We start from the raw sequence: 22,096 nt of genomic DNA, 5'->3' as shown, positions 1-22,096 counted from the left end.
CCGATCTGTGGCGTTACACTTGCGCAGCAATGTGAACGGTCACATCGATCGTCACAACGGGGTTTCGAAAGACGAAGGAGTCGAGGCGTGTCCGCAACCGATGCCGCTCGAGGCGAGGGCTATGCCACGGGGGTGAAGACCGAGGTCGTCATCGCTCGCGTGCGCGCGGAGGTCGCAGCCCTGCACGGCGAGCTCGTGCGCAACGGGCTGGTCGTGTGGACCGGCGGCAACATCTCGGAGCGTGTCCCGGGTGCGGATCTGTTCGTCATCAAGCCCTCGGGGGTCTCCTACGACGACCTGGCTCCGGAGAACATGATCCTCTGCGACCTCGACGGCGTCGTCGTCGCCAACACCCCCGGCAGTGACCGCCAGCCCTCCAGCGACACGGCCGCGCACGCATACGTCTACCGGAACATGCCTGCGGTCGGCGGCATCGTGCACACCCACTCCGACTACGCGACGGCCTGGGCCGCGCGCGGCGAGGAGATCCCGTGCGTCCTCACGGCGATGGCCGACGAGTTCGGCGGTCCGATCCCGGTCGGACCCTTCGCGATCATCGGCGACGACTCGATCGGTCGGGGCATCGTGGACACGCTCGCCGGTCACCGCTCGCCGGCGGTGCTCATGGCCGGGCACGGGCCGTTCACGATCGGGGCCACGGCGCGGGATGCGGTCAAGGCCGCGGTCATGCTCGAGGACGTCGCCCGAACCGTGCACATCGCGGGTCAGCGCGGACCGCTCACACCCCTGCCGCAGCAGGCGATCGATCGCCTGTACGACCGGTACCAGCACGTGTACGGCCAGCACGGCGATCCGAGCCGGACCCCGCGTTCGGCCGCCTGAAGACTTCCCCCTACGTACAACTGAACACAGCAGACAGAGACGTCTTACGAAAGGACACACTGTGAAGAGCACCAAGTTCCTGTTCGCCGCGGCAACCGTTGCCGCCGGCGCGCTCATGCTCTCGGGCTGCGGCAGCAGCGCCGGCGGCAGCGGCGGGGACAGCGGCGGAGACGGCGGACTCATCGGCGTCGCCATGCCCACCAAGAGCTCCGAGCGCTGGATTCAGGACGGCAACGCCGTCAAGAAGCAGCTCGAGGACCAGGGCTACACCGTCGACCTGCAGTACGCAGAGGACGACATCCCCACGCAGGTCTCCCAGATCGAGAACATGATCACCAAGGGTGCCAAGGCCCTGATCATCGCCTCGATCGACGGCACGACGCTCACCAGCGTCCTGCAGGAGGCGGCCGATGGCGACATCCCCGTCATCGCGTACGACCGCCTCATCCGCGACAGCGAGAACGTCAACTACTACGCGTCGTTCGACAACTACAAGGTCGGCGTGCAGCAGGCGAACTCGCTGCTGAACGGTCTGGGTCTCACCGACCTCGACGGCAAGGCAGCGGCATCGGCGCCGGCCGGCCCGTTCAACATCGAGCTGTTCGCCGGTTCGCCCGACGACAACAACGCCACGTTCTTCTGGAACGGCGCGATCGACACGCTCCAGCCCTACATCGACAAGAAGATCCTGGTCGTCAAGAGCGGTCAGACCGACTTCCAGCAGGCGGCGACGCTGCGCTGGGACGGCGAGACGGCGCAGAAGCGCATGGAGAACATCCTCACCTCGACGTACTCCGACGGCTCGAAGGTCAACGCAGTGCTCTCGCCCTACGACGGCATCTCGCGCGGCATCATCTCGGCCCTCACCGACGCCGGTTACTCGGTCGGTGCCGAATGGCCGATCATCTCGGGCCAGGACGCCGAGATCGACTCCGTGAAGGCCATCGTCGCGGGTGAGCAGTACGCGACCATCTTCAAGGACACCCGCAAGCTCGCCGAGGTCGCGGTCGACATGGCCTCCGCTCTGCTGAAGGGCGAGGAGCCCGAGGTGAACAACACCGAGGACTACGACAACGGCAAGAAGGTCGTCCCGTCCTACCTGCTCGAGTCGCAGATCGTGGTCAAGGACAACATCAAGGAGGTCCTGGTCGACAGCGGCTACTGGACCGAAGACGAGATCAACGGCTGATAACCGAGGATCCGTGCCGGGCGGCCCCGTGCCGCCCGGCACACTCCCGTCGGCGACAGGAAAGAGGAGCAACGATGTCCCAGAACATCCTCGAGATGCGTGGGATCACCAAGACATTCCCGGGAGTCAAAGCGCTCTCGAACGTGAATCTCGCCGTTCAGCGCGGCGAGGTGCATGCCATCTGCGGTGAGAACGGCGCCGGTAAGTCGACGCTCATGAAGGTGCTGTCGGGTGTGTACCCCCACGGCACGTACGACGGACAGATCGTCTACAACGGCGAGGAGGTCGCGTTCCGCAACCTTCGCGACAGCGAGGCCAAGGGCATCGTGATCATCCATCAGGAGCTGGCGCTCAGCCCGTACCTGTCGATCGCCGAGAACATCTTCCTCAACAACGAGCAGCGCGGCCCGCTCGGTCTCATCGACTGGAACGCGACGAACTTCGAGGCGGGCAAGCTCCTGGCCCGGGTCGGTCTGCGGGAGAACCCCACGACGAAGATCAACCAGATCGGTGTCGGCAAGCAGCAGCTCGTCGAGATCGCCAAGGCGCTCTCCAAAGAGGTCAAGCTGCTGATCCTCGACGAGCCGACCGCCGCGCTGAACGACGAGGACTCGGCGCATCTGCTGGATCTGATCCTGCACCTGAAGGGTCAGGGGATCACGTCGATCATCATCAGCCACAAGCTCAACGAGATCAAGAAGGTCGCCGACACCGTCACCGTCATCCGCGACGGCAAGACGATCGAGACGATCGCGAAGAACGATGTCACCGAGGACCGCATCATCAAGGACATGGTGGGTCGCGACCTCGAGCACCGCTACCCCGACCACGAACCCCACATCGGCGAAGAGCTGCTGCGGGTCGAGAACTGGACGGCTCACCATCCCGTCGACACCTCGCGCGTCGTCGTCGATGACGTGTCGATCACGGTGCGGGCCGGGGAGATCGTCGGCATCGCGGGTCTCATGGGTGCCGGCCGCACCGAGTTCGCGATGAGCCTGTTCGGCCACAGCTACGGGACGCGGATCTCGGGCCGGGTGTTCATGCGCGGCAAGGAGATCAAGACGCGCACGGTCTCCGAGGCCATCGACAACGGACTTGCCTACGCGACCGAAGACCGTAAGACGTACGGCCTGAACCTCATCGAGGACATCAAGCGCAACGTCTCCATGGCCTCGCTCAAGAAGCTCGAGAAGGCCGGGCTGGTCAACGACAACGAGGAGTACCGCGTCGCGAACGAGTACCGCCGCGACATGAACATCAAGGCCCCGAGCGTGCTGGTCAAGACCGGGAAGCTCTCCGGCGGCAACCAGCAGAAGGTCGTGCTGTCGAAGTGGATCTACTCGGATCCCGATGTGCTGATCCTCGACGAGCCGACCCGCGGCATCGATGTGGGCGCCAAGTACGAGATCTACACGATCATCAACAAGCTCGCCGCATCCGGCAAGGGCATCATCGTCATCTCGTCCGAGCTGCCCGAACTGCTCGGCATCTCCGACCGCGTGTACGCGCTGTCGGAGGGTCGCATCACGGGTGAGCTGCCGATCGCAGAGGCGAGCCCCGAATCCGTTCTCAAGCTCATGACCATGGAGAAGCCCCGCTGACGGGGCTCGCAGGAGACAACGACATGTCGAACAACGACACCGCTGCCGGGGCGACGATCAACCCGGTCGACAACAAGGCCACCCGCTGGATCACGCACGTGTTGACGGATCTGGGCAAGAACGGCATCTTCATCGCGCTGCTCGCGGTCGTGGTGCTGTTCGCCGTCCTGACCGACGGCATCCTGCTGCGTCCGCAGAACATCTCGAACCTGGTCGTGCAGAACGGCTACATCCTCGTGCTCGCGATCGGCATGGTGATGGTCATCATCGCCGGGCACATCGACCTGTCGGTCGGATCCGTGGCCGCCTTCATCGGCGCCGTCTCGGGCGTGTTCGCGGTGCAGTGGGGACTGCCCTGGTGGCTCGCCATCATCCTGTCGCTCGCCATTGGCGCGCTCGTGGGTGCGTGGCAGGGCTTCTGGGTCGCCTTCGTCGGCATCCCCGCCTTCATCGTGACCCTGGCGGGCATGCTCATCTTCCGCGGGCTCGCGCTCGTGGTGCTCGGCAACGCGAACATCGGCTCGTTCCCCGACGAGTACCGCGCTCTCGGCAACGGCTTCCTCGACGGCATCTTCGGGGGCGACCCCGACGTGTTCACGCTGCTCATCGGAGCGGTCGGCATCATCGCCCTCGTCGTGCAGCAGTGGCGCACCCGTGCCGGACGCCGCAAGTACGGACAGGACGTCGAGCCGATCGTCTGGTTCATCGCCAAGCTCGTGCTGATCTCCGCCGCGATCGCGTTCTTCACGTACTCCCTCGCCGCGTACAAGGGCGTCCCGGTCACGCTGATCGTGCTGGCCGTGCTCGTGCTCGTCTACGGCATCGTCATGAACCGTTCGGTCTTCGGTCGTCACATCTACGCGATCGGTGGCAACCGCCACGCGGCGGAGCTGTCGGGCATCAAGACCCGCCGGGTCGACTTCTGGTTGTTCGTGAACATGGGACTGCTCGCGGCGCTCGCCGGCCTCATCTTCACCGCTCGCCTGAACCTCGCCGGGCCCAAGGCGGGTGACGGCTTCGAGCTCGAAGCCATCTCGGCCGCCTTCATCGGCGGTGCGGCGGTGCAGGGCGGGGTCGGAACCATCGGTGGCGCGATCATCGGTGGTCTGATCATCGGTGTGTTGAACAACGGTATGTCGATCATGGGCATCGGCATCGAGTGGCAGCAGGCCGTGAAGGGCCTCGTGCTCCTTCTCGCCGTCGCCTTCGACGTGTACAACAAGCGACGCTCCGGTAACTGAGCGCCGCAGACGAAGAAGGGCCCCGCCGATCGGCGGGGCCCTTCTTCTTACCCTCGTCAGCGAACGGCGAGCCGCTCGGCGATGCGCGAGGGCAGCGTGCCGTCTGCGGCGCTCGCGCCGCCTGCGAACGCCCCACGGTAACGCGCGGCCGGATGCGTGTCCGCGACTCGCGCGTGGCCTGCGCCGTAGAGGGATTCGCGCAGCGTCGAGCCCGCGTACTCGGTCTGGGCCCGTCCGCGACGTTGAAGCTCGGGCACGACGAACTCCACCAGATCCTCGAAGGAGCCCGGCGTGATCGCGTAGGCGAAGTTGAAGCCGTCGATCTCGCCCTCGTCGACCCATCGCTCCAGCTCGTTGGCGACGGTCTCGGGGCCGCCGACGATCACCGGCCCCATCCCGCCGATCGAACGCTGCGCGACGATGTCGGCGGGGGTCCACCGGCGTTCGGGATCGATCTTCGCGAGCGAGGACAGCACGGAGCGCAGGCTGTCGTTCTCCACCTCTTCCAGCGGCTGATCCGGATCCCACTGCCCGAAGTCGATGCCGGTCCAACCGCCGTAGAAGGCGAGCATCCCCTCGCCGGAGGCGTAGGACAGATAGTCCTGGTACTTGGCCTCGGCCGCCGCATCCGACTCGGCCGTGATGACAGTCACCAGCGCGAACGTCTTCACATCGTCGGGGTCGCGGCCCTCTGCCGCGGCGCGGGATCGGATGTCGCGGACGATCTCGCGAGCCTGCGCCGGGTTCGCGGGGCTGATGAAGACGCCCTCGCCGTGGCGGGCGGCGAAGGCCCGGCCGCGCGGTGAGGCGCCGGCCTGGAAGATCACCGGGGTGCGCTGCGGCGACGGCTCGCTCAGATGGATGCCCGGCACGGAGTAGTAGGTGCCCTGGTGGCCGATCGGATGCACCTTCGTCGCGTCGGTGTACACCCCGCGTTCGCGGTCGGCCACGACGGCGTCCTCCTCCCACGAGCCCTCCCAGAGCTTGTAGGTGACGTCGACGAACTCCTCGGCGATCTCGTACCGGTCGTCGTGGGCGATCTGCTTGCTGAGGCCCAGGTTGATCGCGGCGCTGTTCAGGTAGCTCGTCACGACGTTCCAGGCGACGCGCCCCTTCGTCAGGTGGTCGAGCGTCGAGAACTTGCGCGCGAGCGCGTACGGCTGCTCGTAGGTCAGCGCCGCCGTAACGCCGAAGCCCAGATGCTCCGTCACGAGCGCCATCGCCGGAACCTGCAGAAACGGGTCGTTGACCGGCACCTGGTCGGCATCGCCGAGCGCCGTGGCCGCGGAACCCCGGTACACGTCGTATGTGCCGAGCACGTCGGCGATGAACAGCGAATCGAACCGGCCGCGTTCGAGCAGCTTCGCGAGCTCGGTCCAGTACTCGAGGTCCTTGTAGGTCGTGGCCCTGCTGTCGGGGTGACGCCAGGTGCCCGCGGACTGGTGACTGACGCACGTCATGTCGAAGGCGTTCAGGATGATGCGCTTTGCCATGCGGCGAGTCTCACACCGCAGTGCGGACGCGGCCACAACGCCGACATCCGGCGTCATGGATGCGGGGCGTCAGGGCACCAGCGTGATCTTGCCGGGGGAGTGCGCCTCGACGAGTCGGTGCGCTCGGGCGGCGTCGGCCAGCGGGAGCTGCTCGCCGAGCTCGACCGAGAAGCGTCCGGTCGCGAGCAGCGCCAGCACGACGGGAACGGCCTCGGCCCGCCACGCGAGCTGCTGCTCGGTGAGCGGCTCGGGGGAGCCGCCGGAGAACGCGCGGATGCCGAATCCCGCCGCGTCTGCACCGCGGACGATCGTGGCGATGCGCGAGCGATCCTCGACGAGAGCGAGCGAGGCGGCGATGGCCTCGTCCGTTCCGGCTGCGTCGAAGGCTGCCGTATAGCCCTGGGGCGCGGCTTCGCGGAGGCGCTGCTCGAGTCCTTCGCCGTATGCGACGGGGATCGCGCCGAGTTCGCGCAGGCGGTCGAAACGCGACGGCGACGACGTGGCGACGACCGTCGCGCCCCACAGGACGGCGAACTGCACGGCGGCCTGGCCGACGGCTCCCGAGCCCGCGTGCACCACGAGGGTGTCGCCGCTTCGCACATCGAGCGAGCGCAGCACCTGGTAGGCGGTTCCCACGGGGATGCCGAGGGCGGCTCCGGTCGCGGCATCCACCTGAGGCGGCCGCGGCTGGACCGAGCCCACCTTGACGATCGCCTGCTCGGCGTACAGCCCGCCGGCGGAGAAGATCACGACGGGGTCGCCGACGCGGAACCCGTCCACGCCTTCGCCGACGGCCGTCACGACACCGGCGCCGTCGCTGCCGATACGGCGCGGATGGGTCATCGGCACGGGACCGCGCAGGCCCGCTCGCAGCTTCGCATCGATCGGGTTGACGCCGGCGGCTTCGATACGCACCGCCACCTGACCCGCATCCGGGGAGGGGATTTCGATGTCGGTGAGGGTGAGGACGTCGGGGCCGCCGTGCTCGGAGTAGACGATCGCGTGTGTCATGGTGCTCGCCACTTTGCCCTGTGCCGGTCTGCGACGCAATGCGCCCCGCGGTGCACCGGCGAGCCGGTGCACCGCGGGGCGCTGGCGCGGCCTCAGCCGCAGGCGAGCGCGCTGTACGGCGCGGTGAGGTTCGCGGTCGCGCCTGCCTGGGTCACCGAGACCGTCGCCGTTCCCGCCGGCATCGCGCCCAGTCGCGTCGTGAAGGCGGCCGATGCGCTCTTCCCGGGTCCCACGGTGAGGGCCTTCGACCCGTACACGGTGGCGATGGTGGCCACGGCCGAGCTGTCGCCCGTGTTGCTGACGGCCACCGAGACGACGGCCTTGCCCGCCAGGCAGCGCGTGCTGGTCGTCGCGTGCACAGAGACCGCCGGGGTGACGGTGACGGTGGCCTCCACCGGCATGCGTGAGTCGTCCTGCGCGATGCCGGCGACCGTGAACTCTCCCGCCGTGGCGTAGGCGGAGGGAGGGACGGCGTCCCAGGCGACGTCGACGCTCTGTTCGGAGCCGTCCGCCTTCGTCAGGTGCGCCTGGGGCAGGGTCGGCGCGACTCCCGCCCTCGTGGTCACCGCGATCTCGTCGACCGATGCGACGGCGATGTCGGCCGCGTAGGCCTCGAGGACGCGCTGGTACTCGGAGCGCGTGATCGGGATGACCGTGCCGTGACGCGGCTTGCCGCCGTCGGCGTTGTGGGGGAGCGACTGGCGCAGCTTCGCCCCGAGTGGCTGCCAGGCGTTCCCGTCCTCGAGGTTCGTCGTGCCGAACGGGACGTAGTGGTTGGGGCCGCCGTGGTAGTTGGGCTGGTCGATGAAGAGGAACCAGTCCAAGCCGTTCACGTCGCCGGCATTGGCGGGGAAGATGTTGGCGCCCTCCCCGCTGGTGAACGTGCCGCCCGGCTCGCCGTTGGGCAGACCGCTCGCGACCTTCTCCTTCACGAGCGTCCACTCGTCTGCGGGGCCGGTGGTGCCGGGCAGCGTGCCCGTGATCGTCGCCAGCAGATCGGTCGACTTCTCGTGTCGGATCGTCATGCTCGCCTCGTCCTTGGTGAAGCGGTGGTACACGCCGTCGACCTTCGCGACGGTGGAGTCGATCAGGCCGAGCCCCGCGCCCCGGCGCACGTCGCTCCAGATCTGCGGGTCGGAGAAGGTCACGAAGTCATCCGTCGTCGCGTACATCATGCGGTTGTAGGTGACGGCCGTGCGATCGGCGGCATTCGTGGTCGGGTAGAGGTTCGAGGCCCAGAAGACGACGAACGTGTCCAGTTCCTCATCCCAGTAGGCCTCCGGGGCCCAGGTGTTCCCGGCGTAGTCGCTCGACACCTTCACGTGACGCTGATCTGACCAGTTGACCAGGTCGTCGGACTCCCACACCTCGATGTAGCGCGAACCGGAGATCTGTGCGGTCGTGAACCCGCCGGCGAGACCGTCGATCTTTAGATCCGTCGCGATCATGTAGAACTTGTCACCCTCGGGTGCACGGATGATGAAGGGATCGCGCAGCCCCTCGGTACCGACGGTGGAGGTGAACACGGGCTGTCCGTCGTTGAGGGTGTTCCAGCTGAGCGCGTCATTGCCCTTGGATGCGGCGATGCTGACACGCTCGGCGCCCTGGCCCTCGCCCGTGAAGAACGTCCAGAAGTAGGCCTCGGTCTCCTCGTCGCCCGCAGGCAGGGGTTGGATACGGGCGGAGAACGTGCGGCTGTCGGTCGCTTGTCCGTGAGTGACGACCGCGGTCAGCTCCGCGACGACCTCGGCGGACCCGTGCGCGGGCCGCGTCACCTCGACGGTGCGCGAGTCGTCCCGTACGCCCGCCCGGAGCGCCGCGGACGCCGCATGCGCCGCATCCACCGTCCACGTGATCGTGGACCCGTGGGCACCCAAGGCTGGCACGGAGAAGTTGGTGCGGACGTCGTCGAGGTTCGGGATCTGAAGTGCCGCGAGATCCGCCGCCACGCGCTCGGCGTCGGACAGCAGTTGCGGCACACGCACCGTGTAGGTCTGGGTCCGCGTGGCATCGCCCACGGCGAAGGTGGCGGTCAGCGTGACGTTCGCGTCGCCCGCGCCCGCCGCGGGCCGGGTGACGGCGGCCGTACCGTTGCTGACGGCGATGGCGGCGTTGTTCGAGGCCCATCCGATCGCGACGCCCGCGCTGGTGGTGGGCAGCGTGAAGTCGGCCTCGGCGGTCGGGGCGACCGAGACCGCCGCCACGGCGCGATCGAGGGCTTCGGCGTTGTAGAGCGCCAGCACATCGGCGTCGCTCAATGCCTGGCCGTAGATCGCGAAGTCGTCGACGAGTCCGCTCCAGCTCGCGTCGTTGTACGTCGAGCGGCCGAGAGCCGCGACGAGGTTCGAGCCGAACGCGGCGATGTCGCGGGCTATCGCGTTCTGCGAGATGCGCGCGCCGTTCACGTAGACGCGCAGCTGGCCCGTAGTGCCGTCGATGACCGTCGTGTAGAGGCTGAGGCCCGCCGGCGTGCGGATGCCGGAGGTTGCGGCGTTGGTGGCCCCGGGCCCGACCTCGGTGGTCCAGGGAGAACCGGGGGAGACCGCGCTCGTGACGACCGACTTGACGTAGCCGTTGGGGTTGGCGGGGTTGAGCAGCCAGTACCCCGACGAGTAGGAGGCGCCGGAGGCGACGGGTGCTCCGATGAAGGCCGCGGCGGTGTTGCCTGCGCCCGTGCGCGGCGAGAGCCACGTGGAGATGGTGAGGTCTTTCTTTCCGACGAGGCCGGTCGTGGGGATGTCGAGGTAGGCGGCGGTGCCGCGGGCTCCTCCGGGCAGCGACAGACTGCCGTCGGCGACGGCACCCCCGCTCTGCTGCAGCGTCGCGTCGAACCCGTTGCCGCTCGCATCCGGGATCGTCGTGCCCGCGGCGCTGTCGAAGGTGTAGTGCAGGAGAGGTGCGGGAGTCGCGGCCTGAGCGGCGGAGGGGACGACCGCTCCGGCGACGGCGAGCGCGACAGCGGTCCACACCGCTCCGCCTCTGGTCAGCATTCGGGATCTGTGGCGCGTGCTCACGCGGAGCCTCCTCGCTCTCATCGAAGGGCGAGACGCGGCGTGCGCGGGGACGTCACGGTCCCCGCGGCGATCGGTTGAGCGTCTTCGCGCAATCGTGTGCCGCGGATGCGGCGGTCGGCAGTCATTGTTACCGAGAACAATCTCGGCCTTCGATCACCGTATTGGCTGCGCCGAGACGTTGTCAACGTCGTGCGGTGCCCGGGGCGCTTCGCGTGTGCGACTGTCCTCCCCGGGCCCGGCTCAGCCGCGCAGCGTCTTCAGAATGCGCTGAGCGGAGACGGGTTCGGCCGTTCCCAACCTCTGCGCGAACAGGCTCACCCGGTACTCCTCCAGCAGCCAACGGGCATGCGCGAGAGAGGCGGGTGCGTCATCGGCGAGCGGGATCGTGCCGCCAGCATCCGTGTACGCGGCGGCGGAGCGCTCGTATTCGGTGAGGCGCTGCCGGTCTCGCCCGGGCTGGTCGGCCAGCTGCGCGAGTCGCTCGGCGACCGCCGCGAGGTAGCGCGGCAGGTGGGCCAGACGCGCCGGCCCGGTCCGGGAGATGAAACCGGGGTAGACGAGCCCCGCCAGCTGGGCGCGGATGTCGCCGAGCGCGCCGAGCAGGGTGAGCGAGTTCTGCCGCTTCATGGCGCGCTCGATGTCGCGCAGGGAGAGCAGGATGCGGGCGACGAGGCTCGTGGCGGCGAACAGCTCGTCCGTCACCGCCGCGCTGAACGCGTCGCGGAGGGACTCGAAGCCGGCGCGGTCTCGCACGATCCCGTCCGGGGCCGCGCGGGTGATGACCGCATCCGCGACCGCGACCCGCGCGTCCTCGACGAGGGCCTTCGCGGAGGGGTAGGGAGAGGCAGCGAGGGCGAGCTTCTCGTTCGCGGTCAGGTGGTCGAGAACGTAGGACACGGGGGAGGGCGCCGCATGGAGCACGAGACGACGGATGCCCGCCCGCGTCGCGCGCGCCGCCGCGTCCGGCGTCGCCTCGATGCGCAGCGACACGCTCGCGCCGTCGTCGACGACGGCGGGATAGCCGCGGACCACGCCGCCCGCCACGCGCGTGTCGACCTGCTCGGGGAGGGTACCGAAGTCCCAGTCGGTCACACCCGCGCGCTCGGCGAAGCCGTCGGCGCTCGCCGCGATGGGTGCCCCGGGGGTTCCGCGCGCGACGGTGGCGGCGGACGCGGCGGGGCCTCGACGCAGCGAGCGTGCGACCGACGAGCGTGCGCGATCGGCGAAACGCTCCTGCAGGTCGCCCAGGTCTCGGCCCGAACCGGCCGCGCGGCCCCGCTCGTCGACCGCGCGGAACGAGATCAGCAGGTGATCGGGCACCCGTTCCATCTCGAAGTCGGACGCGCGCACGGGCTGGTTGGCGACCCGCTGGATGCGCGAGGCGAGGGCGTCTCGAAGGGAGAGCGGCGGGAGCCCCGCGTGGTCCTCGGGGCCCGCGCCGGCGAGCTCCTCGGCGAAGCGCGCCGCCCAATCCGCCGCCGGCACGACGTGGCGTCGGATGGACTTGGGCAGCGCCCGCAGCAGTGCGGTGATGAGCTCGTCGCGCAGTCCCGGTACCTGCCAGTCGAACCCCTGCGGCGACAGCTGCGCCAGGAGCGCGAGCGGGACGACCGCGGTCACGCCGTCGTCGGCGGCCCCCGGCTCGAACCGGTACGCGAGCGAGAGAACCTGATCGCCCTGCCTCCAGCGGGTCGGGAAGGCGCGCTCGTCGGCGCGTTCCGCGCCGTCCAGCAGGTCTTCCTCGCTCAGATCGAGCAAGCGGGGCGTTCGTGCGATCGCGTCTTTCCACCAGGACTCGAACGAGCGGGCGTCGAACACATCCGCGGGGATGCGCGCGTCGTAGAAGGCGTAGACCGCCTCGTCGCCGGCCAGGATGTCACGGCGACGTTCGCGTTCCTCGACCTTCTCCAGCCGGCGGCGCAGCTCGAGGTTGCGACGCGCGAATGCGGTGAGCGGCTTCGCCAGGCGTGAGGGATCCCACTCCTCGTCGACGAGCGCGTGGCGCACGAACATCTCACGCGCGAGGGGGCGATCGAAGCGGGCCAGCTGCACGCGTCGTCGCGGGATGATCTCGACGCCGAACAGGGTGACCTTCTCGTAGGCGGTGGCGGCGCCGGCATCCTTCGACCAGTGCGGCTCGCTCAACTGCCGCTTGGCGAGGTCCCCTGCGAGCGGCTCGGCCCAGGCCGGATCGATCGCCGCGACCGTGCGGGCGAAGAGCCGGCTCGTCTCGACGAGTTCCGCGGCCATGACCGCGGTCGGCCGCTTCTTGCGCAGGCCGGATCCGGGGAACAGCGCGAAACGTGTGCCGCGAGCCCCGCGGTACTCCGACCGCGTGCCCTTGCCCTCTCTGCCCTTCTCTCGTTCATCGAGGATGCCGATGTGCGAGAGCAGCCCGGACAGCAGAGCGCGATGCACCGCGGCGGGGTCCGCTGCGCCACCCGTACGCTCGGCGTCGCGGCGCAGGCCCAGCAGTTGTGAGAGCTGCCGGTGCACGTCGAACCACTCCCGCACGCGCACGTAGTTGAGCATCTCCGCCCGACACAGCCGACGGAACGCGCTCGAACCGAGCTCGTCCTGCTGCTCGCGCAGGTGGTTCCACAGGTTCAGGAGAGTCAGGAAATCGCTCGTGGGATCGACGAAGCGCGCGTGCAGTCGATCCGCTTCCTCGCGGCGCTCCTCGGGACGCTCGCGCACGTCCTGGATCGACATGCCGGCCACGATTGCGAGCACGTCGGGCAGGACGTCGGTGCGCCGCGCCTCGACGAGCATGCGTGCGAAACGCGGATCGATCGGCAGCCGGGAGATCTCCCGCCCGAGCTGCGTGAGCGAGGAACCCTGCCGACTCTGACGGACGGCCTGCAGCTCGACGAGCAGGTCGAACGCCGACTGGACGCCCCGGGAATCCGGGGGGGTGAGGAACGGGAAGGCGGAGATGTCACCGAATCCGAGCGCGAGCATCTGCAGGATGACGGCGGCGAGAGAGGTCCGGAGGATTTCCGGCTCCGTGAAGACGGGGCGCCGCTCGAAATCGCCTTCCCCGTACAGGCGGATCGCGATGCCCGGCGCCGTTCGTCCGGCACGGCCGGAGCGTTGCTGCGCGGAGGCCTGGGAGATGGCCTCGATCGGCAGCCGCTGCACTTTCGACCGGTTGCTGTACCGCGAGATGCGGGCGGTGCCGGTGTCGATGACGTAACGGATGCCGGGAACCGTCAGACTCGTCTCGGCGACGTTGGTCGCGAGGATCACCCGGCGTCGCACTCCCGCGACGCGAGATCGCTCGAACACCCGATGCTGTTCGGCCGCCGACAGCCGGCCGTACAGGGGGAGCACTTCGGTGGGCGCGGTGGCCGAGGCATAGGCCGCGCGCACCGCATCCGCCGCATCCCGGATCTCCGCTTCGCCCGGCAGGAACACGAGGACGTCGCCGGGTGCTTCGGCGTCGAGTTCCCGCAGCGCCTGAACGATGGCGGTCACCTCGTCGTCGGCCTCGGGAGCGGCCGCATTCTCTGCCTCGTCGTCCGTCTCCGGGACGAGCGGCCGGTAGCGGATCTCGACGGGGTAGGTGCGTCCCGACACCTCGACGACCGGGGCGGGGACGCCGTCGGCATCGGCGAAGTGGCGTGCGAAGCTTTCGGGATCGATCGTGGCGGAGGTCACGATGACCTTCAGATCCGGGCGCTCGGGAAGGATGCGGCGCAGGTACCCGAGCAGGAAGTCGATGTTGAGGGAGCGTTCGTGCGCCTCGTCGATGATGATCGTGTCGTAGCGGCGCAAAAGGCGATCGCGGTGGATCTCGTTGAGCAGGATGCCGTCGGTCACCAGCGCGACACGGGTGTCGACGGAGACCTTGTCGGTGAAGCGCACCTTGTACCCGACGGTGGAGCCGAGCGGTACCTGCAGCTCTTCGGCGATGCGCTCGGCGATCGTCCGAGCGGCGATGCGGCGGGGCTGGGTGTGCGCGATACGCGTGCGCCCCAGCTGGAGGCAGATCTTCGGGAGCTGCGTCGTCTTGCCGGAACCCGTCGCGCCGGCGACGATCACGACCTGATGATCCTCGATGGCGCGCGCGATCTCCTCCCGGGCCGCGCTGACGGGCAGCTCGGGAGGGAACGAGATGACGGGTTCCGGCGTTGACACAGCCTTCGATGCTAACCCGAGCAGAGGCTCAGATGCTCAGCAGCGTCGCGAGACCCACGATCGACCCGACGAACACGACCGCGGAGACGCCCGCGAGAATCGTCAGCCGGGTGCGGGTGGCGCGACGTCGGGCGATCCGAGCCGCGAGCCCACCATCGCCGAGGTCGACGACCTCGGGCGCAGAGGCGGTGGAGCTCGGCGCGGCCGAGATCGTGGGGGTGCGGATCGCGTACCGCTCGCGGGCGGGGGTGCGGTCGGTCCGGGCATCGGGCGCGAACGATTCGGTCTGTGTCGCGACGGAGCGGCGTGCTCGTGTGAGACGCGGCGCGGCAGCCGACGTCGCCCCGCGCGGGGACAGGCTCGTCGCGTCCTCGGCGACCGCATCCCGCGGACGCAGCACGGTGTCATCCGCATCCGCATCCGCATCCGCGGCGGCATTCGCCGGGCGTTCGCGGCGGCGCAGCAAGGTCGCGTCCTGCGGTTCGTCACGGGGACGAAGCACCGTGTCGTCGGTGTCGAGCTCGTCGGTTGTCACGGGCGAGCGTGGCGTGAGGATCGTGTGCTCGTCGTCGTCCGCGGCGGGGACCGGCTCGGCCCGCCGGACGACCGCGGTCGCATCCGTGGCCGGAGCGGGCCGGCGCACCAGCAGCGTGCCGTCGTCCGGTTCGTCGGAGATCGGCGCCTGATCCGCCGAGGGGGAGGGGGATGAGGCGGGACGCCGCACGAGCGCGGTGCGGTCGTCGGCGTCTTCGGCCGGCGGAGAGGCGGTGGATGCGCGGTCCACCATCACGGTCTCGTCGGCGGGCGGCGCCGGCGCCTCGCGGGGCACGATGGCCGTGGCGTCGGCGGGCGGCGGTGAGGCGTTGCGTCGGTCGCGCCGGCTCACGAGCTGGGTGCTGTCCTCGGGCTGCTCGCTCGCGTCGGGCCCGCGGCGCGAGAGCCGGGTGTTGTCGTCTGCGTCGGTCATGCTTCTCCCACGAAGCGGATGCGGGCGCCGCCGGCGAGCTCGGCGCTCGCACCCTCGCGCACCTCTACCGCGCGGTCGGGGACGAGCAGCCGTGCGACGCCGTCCGCGTCGATGACGGCGGTCCCGCCCGGCGTCGCGAGGTCTTCGATCTGCACGCGCGTTCCGTCGGTCCAGATCTTCACGTGCGCACGAGAGACATCGCGCGAGACGTCGCCGAGTGCCACCAGGGTCGGCAGGTCGTCGCCCTCCACGCGGGAGCTGCGGGGACCTCGTCCGACCAGCAGAGTGCCGTGGATCGGCACGATTTCGCCGCCCGGCAGCTCGATGGCGCGCGGCGCACGTGGGGTGCGCGGCGCAGGCTTCGGAGCGAGAGCGCTCGAGCTCGTCACGACGGTCTCGTCGTCCGGGGGCTCGGCCGCGGTCGGGCGTGGCGCGGGGGCCGCAGCGGCGGGAGGGGCCGCGGGGATCGAAGGCCGTGCCACGGCGGGGCGCCCGCGGAGCATGATGCCCGCAGCCGTCGTCGGTCCGACGCGCACGGGACGCTCCGGCGTCGGACCCAGATCGAACAGCTTCGGCTCGGCGTCAGGGGCGCCTGCCCAGGCGCGCACCACCGATGCTGCCTCCACCTCGCGCCAGGTGTGGGCGCCGACGCCGTCGACACGCCACACTCGTCGCGAGCGGTCTTCGAAGCGGAGCACGAACTCGCCGCGGACGAACGCGGTGAGGCGGTCGTCATCCAACGCAACCACGGCGAAAGCCGGTACCGCGGCGATGCCGTCGGCGATCAGGGCGTCCAGGATCTCGGGTGTCCCGGGCATCGTGCCCGTCGACAGCACGCGTCGTGCCGCCGCGACGGCGGCGTCGCCCCCCACGATCACCGCGAGCGTACCGGTGGCGATGGCGGGCAGGGGGCCTTCGAACCAGGTCCGCTCAGCCACGGATCGGCCGTTCTCTGCGCGAGGTGATGGTGTCCACCTCGATGGGCTGCACCGCGGCCTGCTCGCTCGTCGCGAATCCGCCCGTGACCTCGTCGGCGCGAGGAGCGAGTCCCCCCGAGCGCACGTCGACCACGACGGCGCTGATGTTGTCGCGGCCGCCGCGGGCGAGCGCCTGGTCCACCAACGCGTGCGCGGTCTGCTCGGCGGAGCCGCCGAGGCTGAGGCCGGCCAGCACCGCCTCGTCGCTCAGATCGTTCGACAGCCCGTCCGAGCACAGCAGCATGCGCTCACCGGTCACGATGGGGGAGAGCCAGTAGTCGGCGGGGCTCTGGCTGTCGCCGACGGCGCGGGTGATGACGTTGCGACCCGGATACGTCGACATCTCGGAGCGGCTGATCTTGCCGGCATCCACGAGCTCCTGCACCACCGAGTGATCGACGGTGAGCTGTTCGAGGGAACTGCCGACGAGTCGGTACACGCGGGAGTCGCCGATGTTCACGACGAGCCACGCGTGCGATCCGTTCTGCACCACGGCGACCAGGGCGGCGAGGGTGGAGCCGGCGCCGCGAGCGTGGCGTCCGGCGACCTGAGAGACAGCGGTGTGCGCCGACTCGACGGCGGTGACCACCTCCTCGGGCTGAACGTCGTCGCGACCCACGAGGTGACGGAAGGCATCCACGACCGCGGCGCTGGCCAGATCGCCCGCCTCATGGCCTCCCATGCCGTCGGCGACGAGGAACACGGGGTACTGCGCGAGCACCGCGTCCTCGTTGAGCTTGCGGACGCGGCCGACGTCGGAGCGCGCTCCGGCCATGACGACGATCCCGGTCATGGTCGTCCCCTTCCATCTCGCGACGCAGCCTCGCGTAATCCGCGTGCGAACGAGCGTAGCGACAGCCGAGCCTTCCAACGCGTCCACAGGCCGCCTGTGGACGCGAAACGCTGTCGTTCCTGGTCGATGAGCTCCCAGAACCTCGTGGATTCCGCTTCGGTGGTCGTTCCCGGCGCGAACACCGCGCGGTCGGCGAGAGCCGCCAGCGTCGCGGGGTCGGTCGACTCCGCGACGCCCACGGCGCTCGCGGTCTCCGAACGGGTCGCAGCGGGCGGGATGCGGTGACCGTGATCGACCACGGTGTCGAGGTACTCTTCCCAGCCGCCGACCACGCGGTCGACGGGATCGGCCGAGGAGCGTCTGGCTCGCCGGCGCATGATCTTCGCCGCGAGCACCGCGATCGCGGGCATCAGCAGGATGAGGAGGGCGAAGATGACGATGCCGGAGATCCGCAGGGTCGCCCACAGCCACGCGAGGTCGAGGGGATCGGTGGGCTCGTCGCTCTGCGGCGGGGTGGCGTCGGCAGGGTCCGCCTCGGGCGGGAGGACCGTGTCCGCCTGCTCCGGCTCGACCGGTGTCATGTTCTGCGGGTCGCGACGCTGCTGGATGTCGGGCGAGAGCGGTACGCGGTGCTGCGGGGTCGTGTCGATCGCCGTCCACGTGCCGTCCGCGTCGCGGACCTCGATCCATGCGGCGAGGTCACCGCTCGTGCACGTGCCGTCTTCGCACACGGGGAGATCCGCATCATCGCTGCTCAGTCGTGTGCCGAGCACGACCCGGGCGGGAAAGCCCAGGTGATCCGCGATGAGGGCGCCCGCCACGGCGAACTGCTCGTCGTCACCGGCTGCCGACACGAGCAGCGAGTCATCGGTGCCACCGGTCTCGTTCTGCTTCTTCAGCAGTTCGCTGAACAGGTCGCCGATACGGTCGGTGGAGTGCCCGCTGCGGCTGGGCTCGAAGGTGTAGTCGCCGAGCTTTTGCGCCCACATCGGAACGGTTCCGGGATCGAGCGTCAGCGCGTGCGAGAGCAGCCCGCGCGCCCGCAGGCGCGAGATCAGCTCGACGAGCCCGGCGCCGCCGGAGGGCGCATCCTGCGCGCTCACCCATTCCTCGAGGGATTCGGGGACGAAGGCCGGATCGAACGTCCCGGAACGGGACGGCGTGAGCGTCCCCGGGTCACGCGGAGCGTCTGTGACGACACCGGTCTGCGTGTAGGTGACACCGGAGGCGAGTCCCGGATCCGAAAGCTCGACGCCCGTGGCGGAGTCCGGGTTGTAGAAGAAGCCGTCCGACAGTGCTGCTCGCGTCGATCCCGAGAAGTCGATCGAGGTGAGATCTCCCACTGCGGGCACCCAGATGCCCGTGTAGTCGCCGATCGTGAAGGTGGCAGAGGCCCGATCGCCCGTGTCTGCGGGCAGGGATGCGGGCACCCGACGGAACTCGGTGCTGTCGGAGCGGTCGCCCGTCTGCGGGTCGGTGGCGCGCATCACGCGGCCGTCGTAGTAGCTCAGCGTGGCCAGACGCACCCGGTCGACGCCCGAGTCGGCGGCGACGGTGAACAGCACGTCGTCGAACCGCTCGTCGGAGAACGCGGCGCGGTAGTCGGCGAGCGGGCTCAGCGTCTGACGCACCTTCAGCACGGGGTCCACCGCGGTGCGCAGCACGTCGCGTGACGAGCCGGCGATCGCCCAGGGCGCGAGCGCGAGCCCCAGCGCGAGGGCGACGACGAGCATCCCGGCGGCGAGGGCGATGCGGCTTCCGAGAGTACGCGCGACACGCACGGAGGAGCGCACGCCGCTCGCTGTGCGCGCGACGCGCAGGGCGACCCGACGCGTGTGAACATTGCGCCAGACGTACCAGGCGAAGCCCGTGAGGAGAGCGCCGAGGCCGACCACCGCCTCCCAGACGCCGTCGAGCTCCCAGGCGCCGATGCGCCACGAGCCGTCCACGGCGCTCGAGCCGAACAGCACGCCGAACGCGGTGATCACAAGCGCGAGGGGTGCCGCGAGCACCCACAGCCTGGGGGCGCGAAGCGCGAGCAGGAGAGCCAGCGTGCCGAGCGAGAGCATCAGGAAGAGGGGGAGCGCCAGGGTCGCCTGGTACACGCCGAGCGGCAGCTCCAGCGTCAGCAGGTTCTTCCACCCCGTGACCGGTGCGCTCACGACGCCCCAGATGCCCGGCAGGATCGTCGCAGGGTCGGTGATCATCGTCGGCGCGGCGACGGGCACACCCACGACGACGTACGCCCCTGCGGTGATCAGAGCGAGCTGCCACCAGCGCATCGGCCGCCACACGGCGAGCAGAGCGATCCCGGTGGAGACCACGATCGCCACCGCCGCGACGAGCACGAACCAGCCGCTGCGGTAGATCGCCCACGCGGATGCGGCGCCGATCGCGAGGAGCGCGTCGATGAAGGCGATGTTGCCGACGAGGAACGCGATGTCGCGATCGCTGCGGCGGGGTCGGCGCGCCCGGGCGCGTGCGGCGGGGGCGCTCATGACTGTGCGCTCCGGGCGAGGATGTGGCGGAGGTCCTCGAGCAGACCCATCGTCACGATCGACGCACCGCCGATCGTGCGGAAGCCGGGCTCCGCTGTGGGGTCGCACACGATGGCGGCGACGCCCGTGTCGGCGGGGAAGGCCAGGGCGGCGTGTTGCAGCATCCGCAGGGTCGGGGTGGAGCCGCAGATGAGGAAGCCGATGGAGACGTCGCGGTGCGCCTCCACCGCCAGGCTCGCGACATCCCGGAGCCCGGTGATGCGCTCGCCCTTCTCCACGCCGGCGAGCTCGTCGAGGAGGGTTCGCGCGGTGATGGTCGCGAGGTCCCGGGAGGAGCGGACGGCCCGCCGGGCGAATTCCGGTACCTCGCCGCCGACGACGACGGAGACGTCGCGTCCGTCGCGGATGCCGCGCACGCCGAGCGAGGCCGCGGCGCTGACGGCGAGCTCGAACTCCTCGTCGTCGGCGTAGTCCTCCTCGCCCGTGGCCAGCACGATCACCATCCGCGATCGGCGGGACTCCTCGTACTGGCGCACCATGAGGGTTCCGGTCTTCGCGGTGGACTTCCAGTGGATCTGGCGCTGCGAATCGCCGGGGGCGTACTCGCGGATCGCATGGAACGAGATGTCGGCGTCCACGACGAGCGAGGAGGGATTGCCCTCGAGGTCCTTGATGAAGCCGGTCGCGGTGCTCGGGATCGCGGTCGTGACGGGGTGCACGTACAGCGTGTGGATGTCCTCCCACACGACCTCGCGGCGCAGGATGCCGAGCGGGTCGCCGCGGACGGCGCGCGCGGGGCCGATGTCGAGCACGCCACGACGCAGGCCCGGGATCGTCAACTCCTCCTCGTGCGCGGCCTCGTGGCGCAGCAGAGGGATCGCGACGTCGACGAGGCCTTCGCCGACAGGCACGTCGACGCGGCCGGGAAGGGCGACGCCCTTACCGACGTTCACGACGCGCAGCGACAGGGCGACCTCGCTGCCGGCGACCACGCGATCGTGCGCGAGGCCCAGGCTGACGCGGTAGGCACGTGCGCCGAACAGGAAGGGCGCCGCGCACAGCACGAGGACGGCGGCGACGGCACCGGCCAGGACGAACTCGATCCACCCGAACACGATGCCCAGGCTCAGACCGATGGCGGCCGCACCGATCAGCAGCCATCCTCCCGCGGTGACGGTGTCGGCGACCGCGCGGGAGGCGCGGGCGACGGCTCGTCGCACGCGCCGCCAGAAGCGGATGCCGCCCACGACGATGACCGTCGTGGAACGCGACGTGTCGTAGCGCGTGCGCGTGCTCCCGGCGGTCGACGTCGAGGTGGACGTCGAGCCGATCCGGGTGATGCGGGAGGAGGAATCGGTCACGCGGACTCGCGCTGCGTCGGGGGAGCGACGTCGAGCATGACCTGACCGATCACCGCGCCGGCGGTGACGCCGTCGAACTCCGCCTCGGGGTCGAGGATGAGCCGGTGGGCCAGCACGGGCTCGGCCAGCGCCTTGACGTCGTCGGGGGTCACGTATCCGCGGCCGTGGGCCAGCGCCCAGGTGCGAGCCGCGCGCGTGAGCGCGAGCGCACCGCGCACGCTGACACCCAGACGCACCTGGGCCGCCTGACGTGTGGCCTCGATGACGCGCGCGATGTAGTCCAGCACGAGCGGGTTCAGGTAGGCGTCCTGCGCGATCTGGCTGAGGGTCTGCACGGCCTCGGGCGTGATCACCGCGCCCACCTCGCGCTTGCCGGCCGCGCTGCCTTCCAGGATGCGCACGGTGGCGGCGTGGTCGGGGTAGCCCAGCGACGTCTTCATCAGGAAGCGGTCGAGCTGCGCCTCCGGGAGGCGATACGTGCCGGCCTGTTCGACGGGGTTCTGGGTCGCGACGACCAGGAAGGGGCTTCCCACGCGCCGCGAGACGCCGTCGACGGTGACCTGGCCCTCCTCCATGACCTCCAGCAGCGCCGACTGGGTCTTGGGGCTCGCGCGGTTGATCTCGTCCGCGAGGACGATGTTGGCGAAGATCGGGCCCGAGTGGAACTCGAACTCGCCGCGCTTCTGGTCGTACACCGTGATGCCGGTGACGTCGCCCGGAAGCAGGTCGGGAGTGAACTGGATGCGGGAGCTCGTGCCCTGCACGCTCTCGCCCATCGCTCGCGCGAGCGAGGTCTTGCCCGTTCCCGGGAAGTCCTCCAGCAACAAGTGCCCCTGCGACACGAGAGCGGTGAAGGCGAGCTCGATGACGTGACGCTTGCCGAGCACCACCTGCTCGACGTTCTCCACGAGAGCGGAGAACGTCTCCTGGAACCAAGCGGTCTGTTCTGGGGTGACGGTCATCGA

General features: G+C 69.8%; 14 protein-coding genes. 4 read left to right on the top strand and 10 right to left on the bottom strand.

What is annotated here, in order from left to right; all coding sequences use genetic code 11:
- Positions 1-132: 132 nt before the first annotated feature.
- The 4 genes from PQV94_RS10785 to mmsB all read left to right on the top strand — a co-directional run bounded on the left by PQV94_RS10785 (position 133) and on the right by mmsB (position 4,877).
- Positions 133-843 carry an L-ribulose-5-phosphate 4-epimerase gene (locus tag PQV94_RS10785; RefSeq protein WP_274288272.1) on the top strand — a complete coding sequence of 237 codons (711 nt, stop codon included), beginning with the start codon at positions 133-135 and terminating at the stop codon, positions 841-843.
- Positions 844-904: 61 nt separating this feature from the next.
- A complete protein-coding gene (gene chvE / locus PQV94_RS10780; protein WP_425561449.1) occupies positions 905-2,032 on the top strand; it encodes a multiple monosaccharide ABC transporter substrate-binding protein in 1,128 nt (375 codons plus the stop codon).
- Between the two features lie 74 nt (positions 2,033-2,106).
- A complete protein-coding gene (gene mmsA, locus PQV94_RS10775) occupies positions 2,107-3,636 on the top strand; it encodes a multiple monosaccharide ABC transporter ATP-binding protein (RefSeq protein ID WP_137417569.1) in 1,530 nt (509 codons plus the stop codon).
- Between the two features lie 23 nt (positions 3,637-3,659).
- Complete coding sequence (mmsB, locus tag PQV94_RS10770) at positions 3,660-4,877, top strand: multiple monosaccharide ABC transporter permease (protein ID WP_274285837.1); 1,218 nt, start codon at positions 3,660-3,662, stop codon at positions 4,875-4,877.
- Between the two features lie 56 nt (positions 4,878-4,933).
- Here mmsB and PQV94_RS10765 read toward each other — a convergent pair whose 3' ends face one another.
- The 10 genes from PQV94_RS10765 to PQV94_RS10720 form a co-directional block, all read right to left on the bottom strand.
- Positions 4,934-6,370 (bottom strand): LLM class flavin-dependent oxidoreductase, encoded by a 1,437-nt coding sequence (locus PQV94_RS10765; protein WP_274285836.1) that lies wholly within the window; start codon positions 6,368-6,370, stop codon positions 4,934-4,936.
- A gap of 69 nt (positions 6,371-6,439) precedes the next feature.
- Positions 6,440-7,381, bottom strand: a complete 942-nt coding sequence (locus tag PQV94_RS10760) for a quinone oxidoreductase family protein (RefSeq protein ID WP_274285835.1) — start codon at positions 7,379-7,381, stop codon at positions 6,440-6,442.
- A 92-nt stretch (positions 7,382-7,473) separates the two neighbouring features.
- Positions 7,474-10,371: an immunoglobulin-like domain-containing protein gene (locus PQV94_RS10755; RefSeq protein WP_274285834.1), complete on the bottom strand. Its 2,898-nt coding sequence runs from the start codon at positions 10,369-10,371 to the stop codon at positions 7,474-7,476.
- Positions 10,372-10,635: 264 nt separating this feature from the next.
- The gene (hrpA, locus tag PQV94_RS10750) at positions 10,636-14,535 is read right to left on the bottom strand and encodes an ATP-dependent RNA helicase HrpA (RefSeq protein ID WP_274285833.1); all 3,900 of its coding nucleotides are present in this window, start codon (positions 14,533-14,535) and stop codon (positions 10,636-10,638) included.
- A 28-nt stretch (positions 14,536-14,563) separates the two neighbouring features.
- A complete protein-coding gene (locus tag PQV94_RS10745) occupies positions 14,564-15,502 on the bottom strand; it encodes a hypothetical protein (RefSeq protein ID WP_274285832.1) in 939 nt (312 codons plus the stop codon).
- Positions 15,499-16,440, bottom strand: coding sequence for a hypothetical protein (locus PQV94_RS10740; RefSeq protein WP_274285831.1), 942 nt, complete (start codon positions 16,438-16,440; stop codon positions 15,499-15,501). Before PQV94_RS10740 ends, PQV94_RS10745 begins: the two co-directional genes overlap by 4 nt.
- A complete protein-coding gene (locus tag PQV94_RS10735; protein WP_274285830.1) occupies positions 16,433-17,272 on the bottom strand; it encodes a PP2C family protein-serine/threonine phosphatase in 840 nt (279 codons plus the stop codon). The genes PQV94_RS10740 and PQV94_RS10735 overlap by 8 nt, the downstream gene beginning before the upstream one ends.
- Positions 17,269-19,770 carry a transglutaminase domain-containing protein gene (locus PQV94_RS10730; RefSeq protein WP_274285829.1) on the bottom strand — a complete coding sequence of 834 codons (2,502 nt, stop codon included), beginning with the start codon at positions 19,768-19,770 and terminating at the stop codon, positions 17,269-17,271. Before PQV94_RS10730 ends, PQV94_RS10735 begins: the two co-directional genes overlap by 4 nt.
- Complete coding sequence (locus PQV94_RS10725; RefSeq protein ID WP_274285828.1) at positions 19,767-21,131, bottom strand: DUF58 domain-containing protein; 1,365 nt, start codon at positions 21,129-21,131, stop codon at positions 19,767-19,769. The genes PQV94_RS10730 and PQV94_RS10725 overlap by 4 nt, the downstream gene beginning before the upstream one ends.
- Positions 21,128-22,093, bottom strand: a complete 966-nt coding sequence (locus PQV94_RS10720; RefSeq protein WP_243227343.1) for an AAA family ATPase — start codon at positions 22,091-22,093, stop codon at positions 21,128-21,130. Before PQV94_RS10720 ends, PQV94_RS10725 begins: the two co-directional genes overlap by 4 nt.
- Between the last annotated feature and the right edge of the window lie 3 nt (positions 22,094-22,096).

It is taken from the genome of Microbacterium sp. Clip185 (assembly GCF_028743715.1).
Classification (GTDB): Bacteria; Actinomycetota; Actinomycetes; order Actinomycetales; family Microbacteriaceae; genus Microbacterium.
This window is presented reverse-complemented; position numbering and strand designations above follow the sequence as displayed.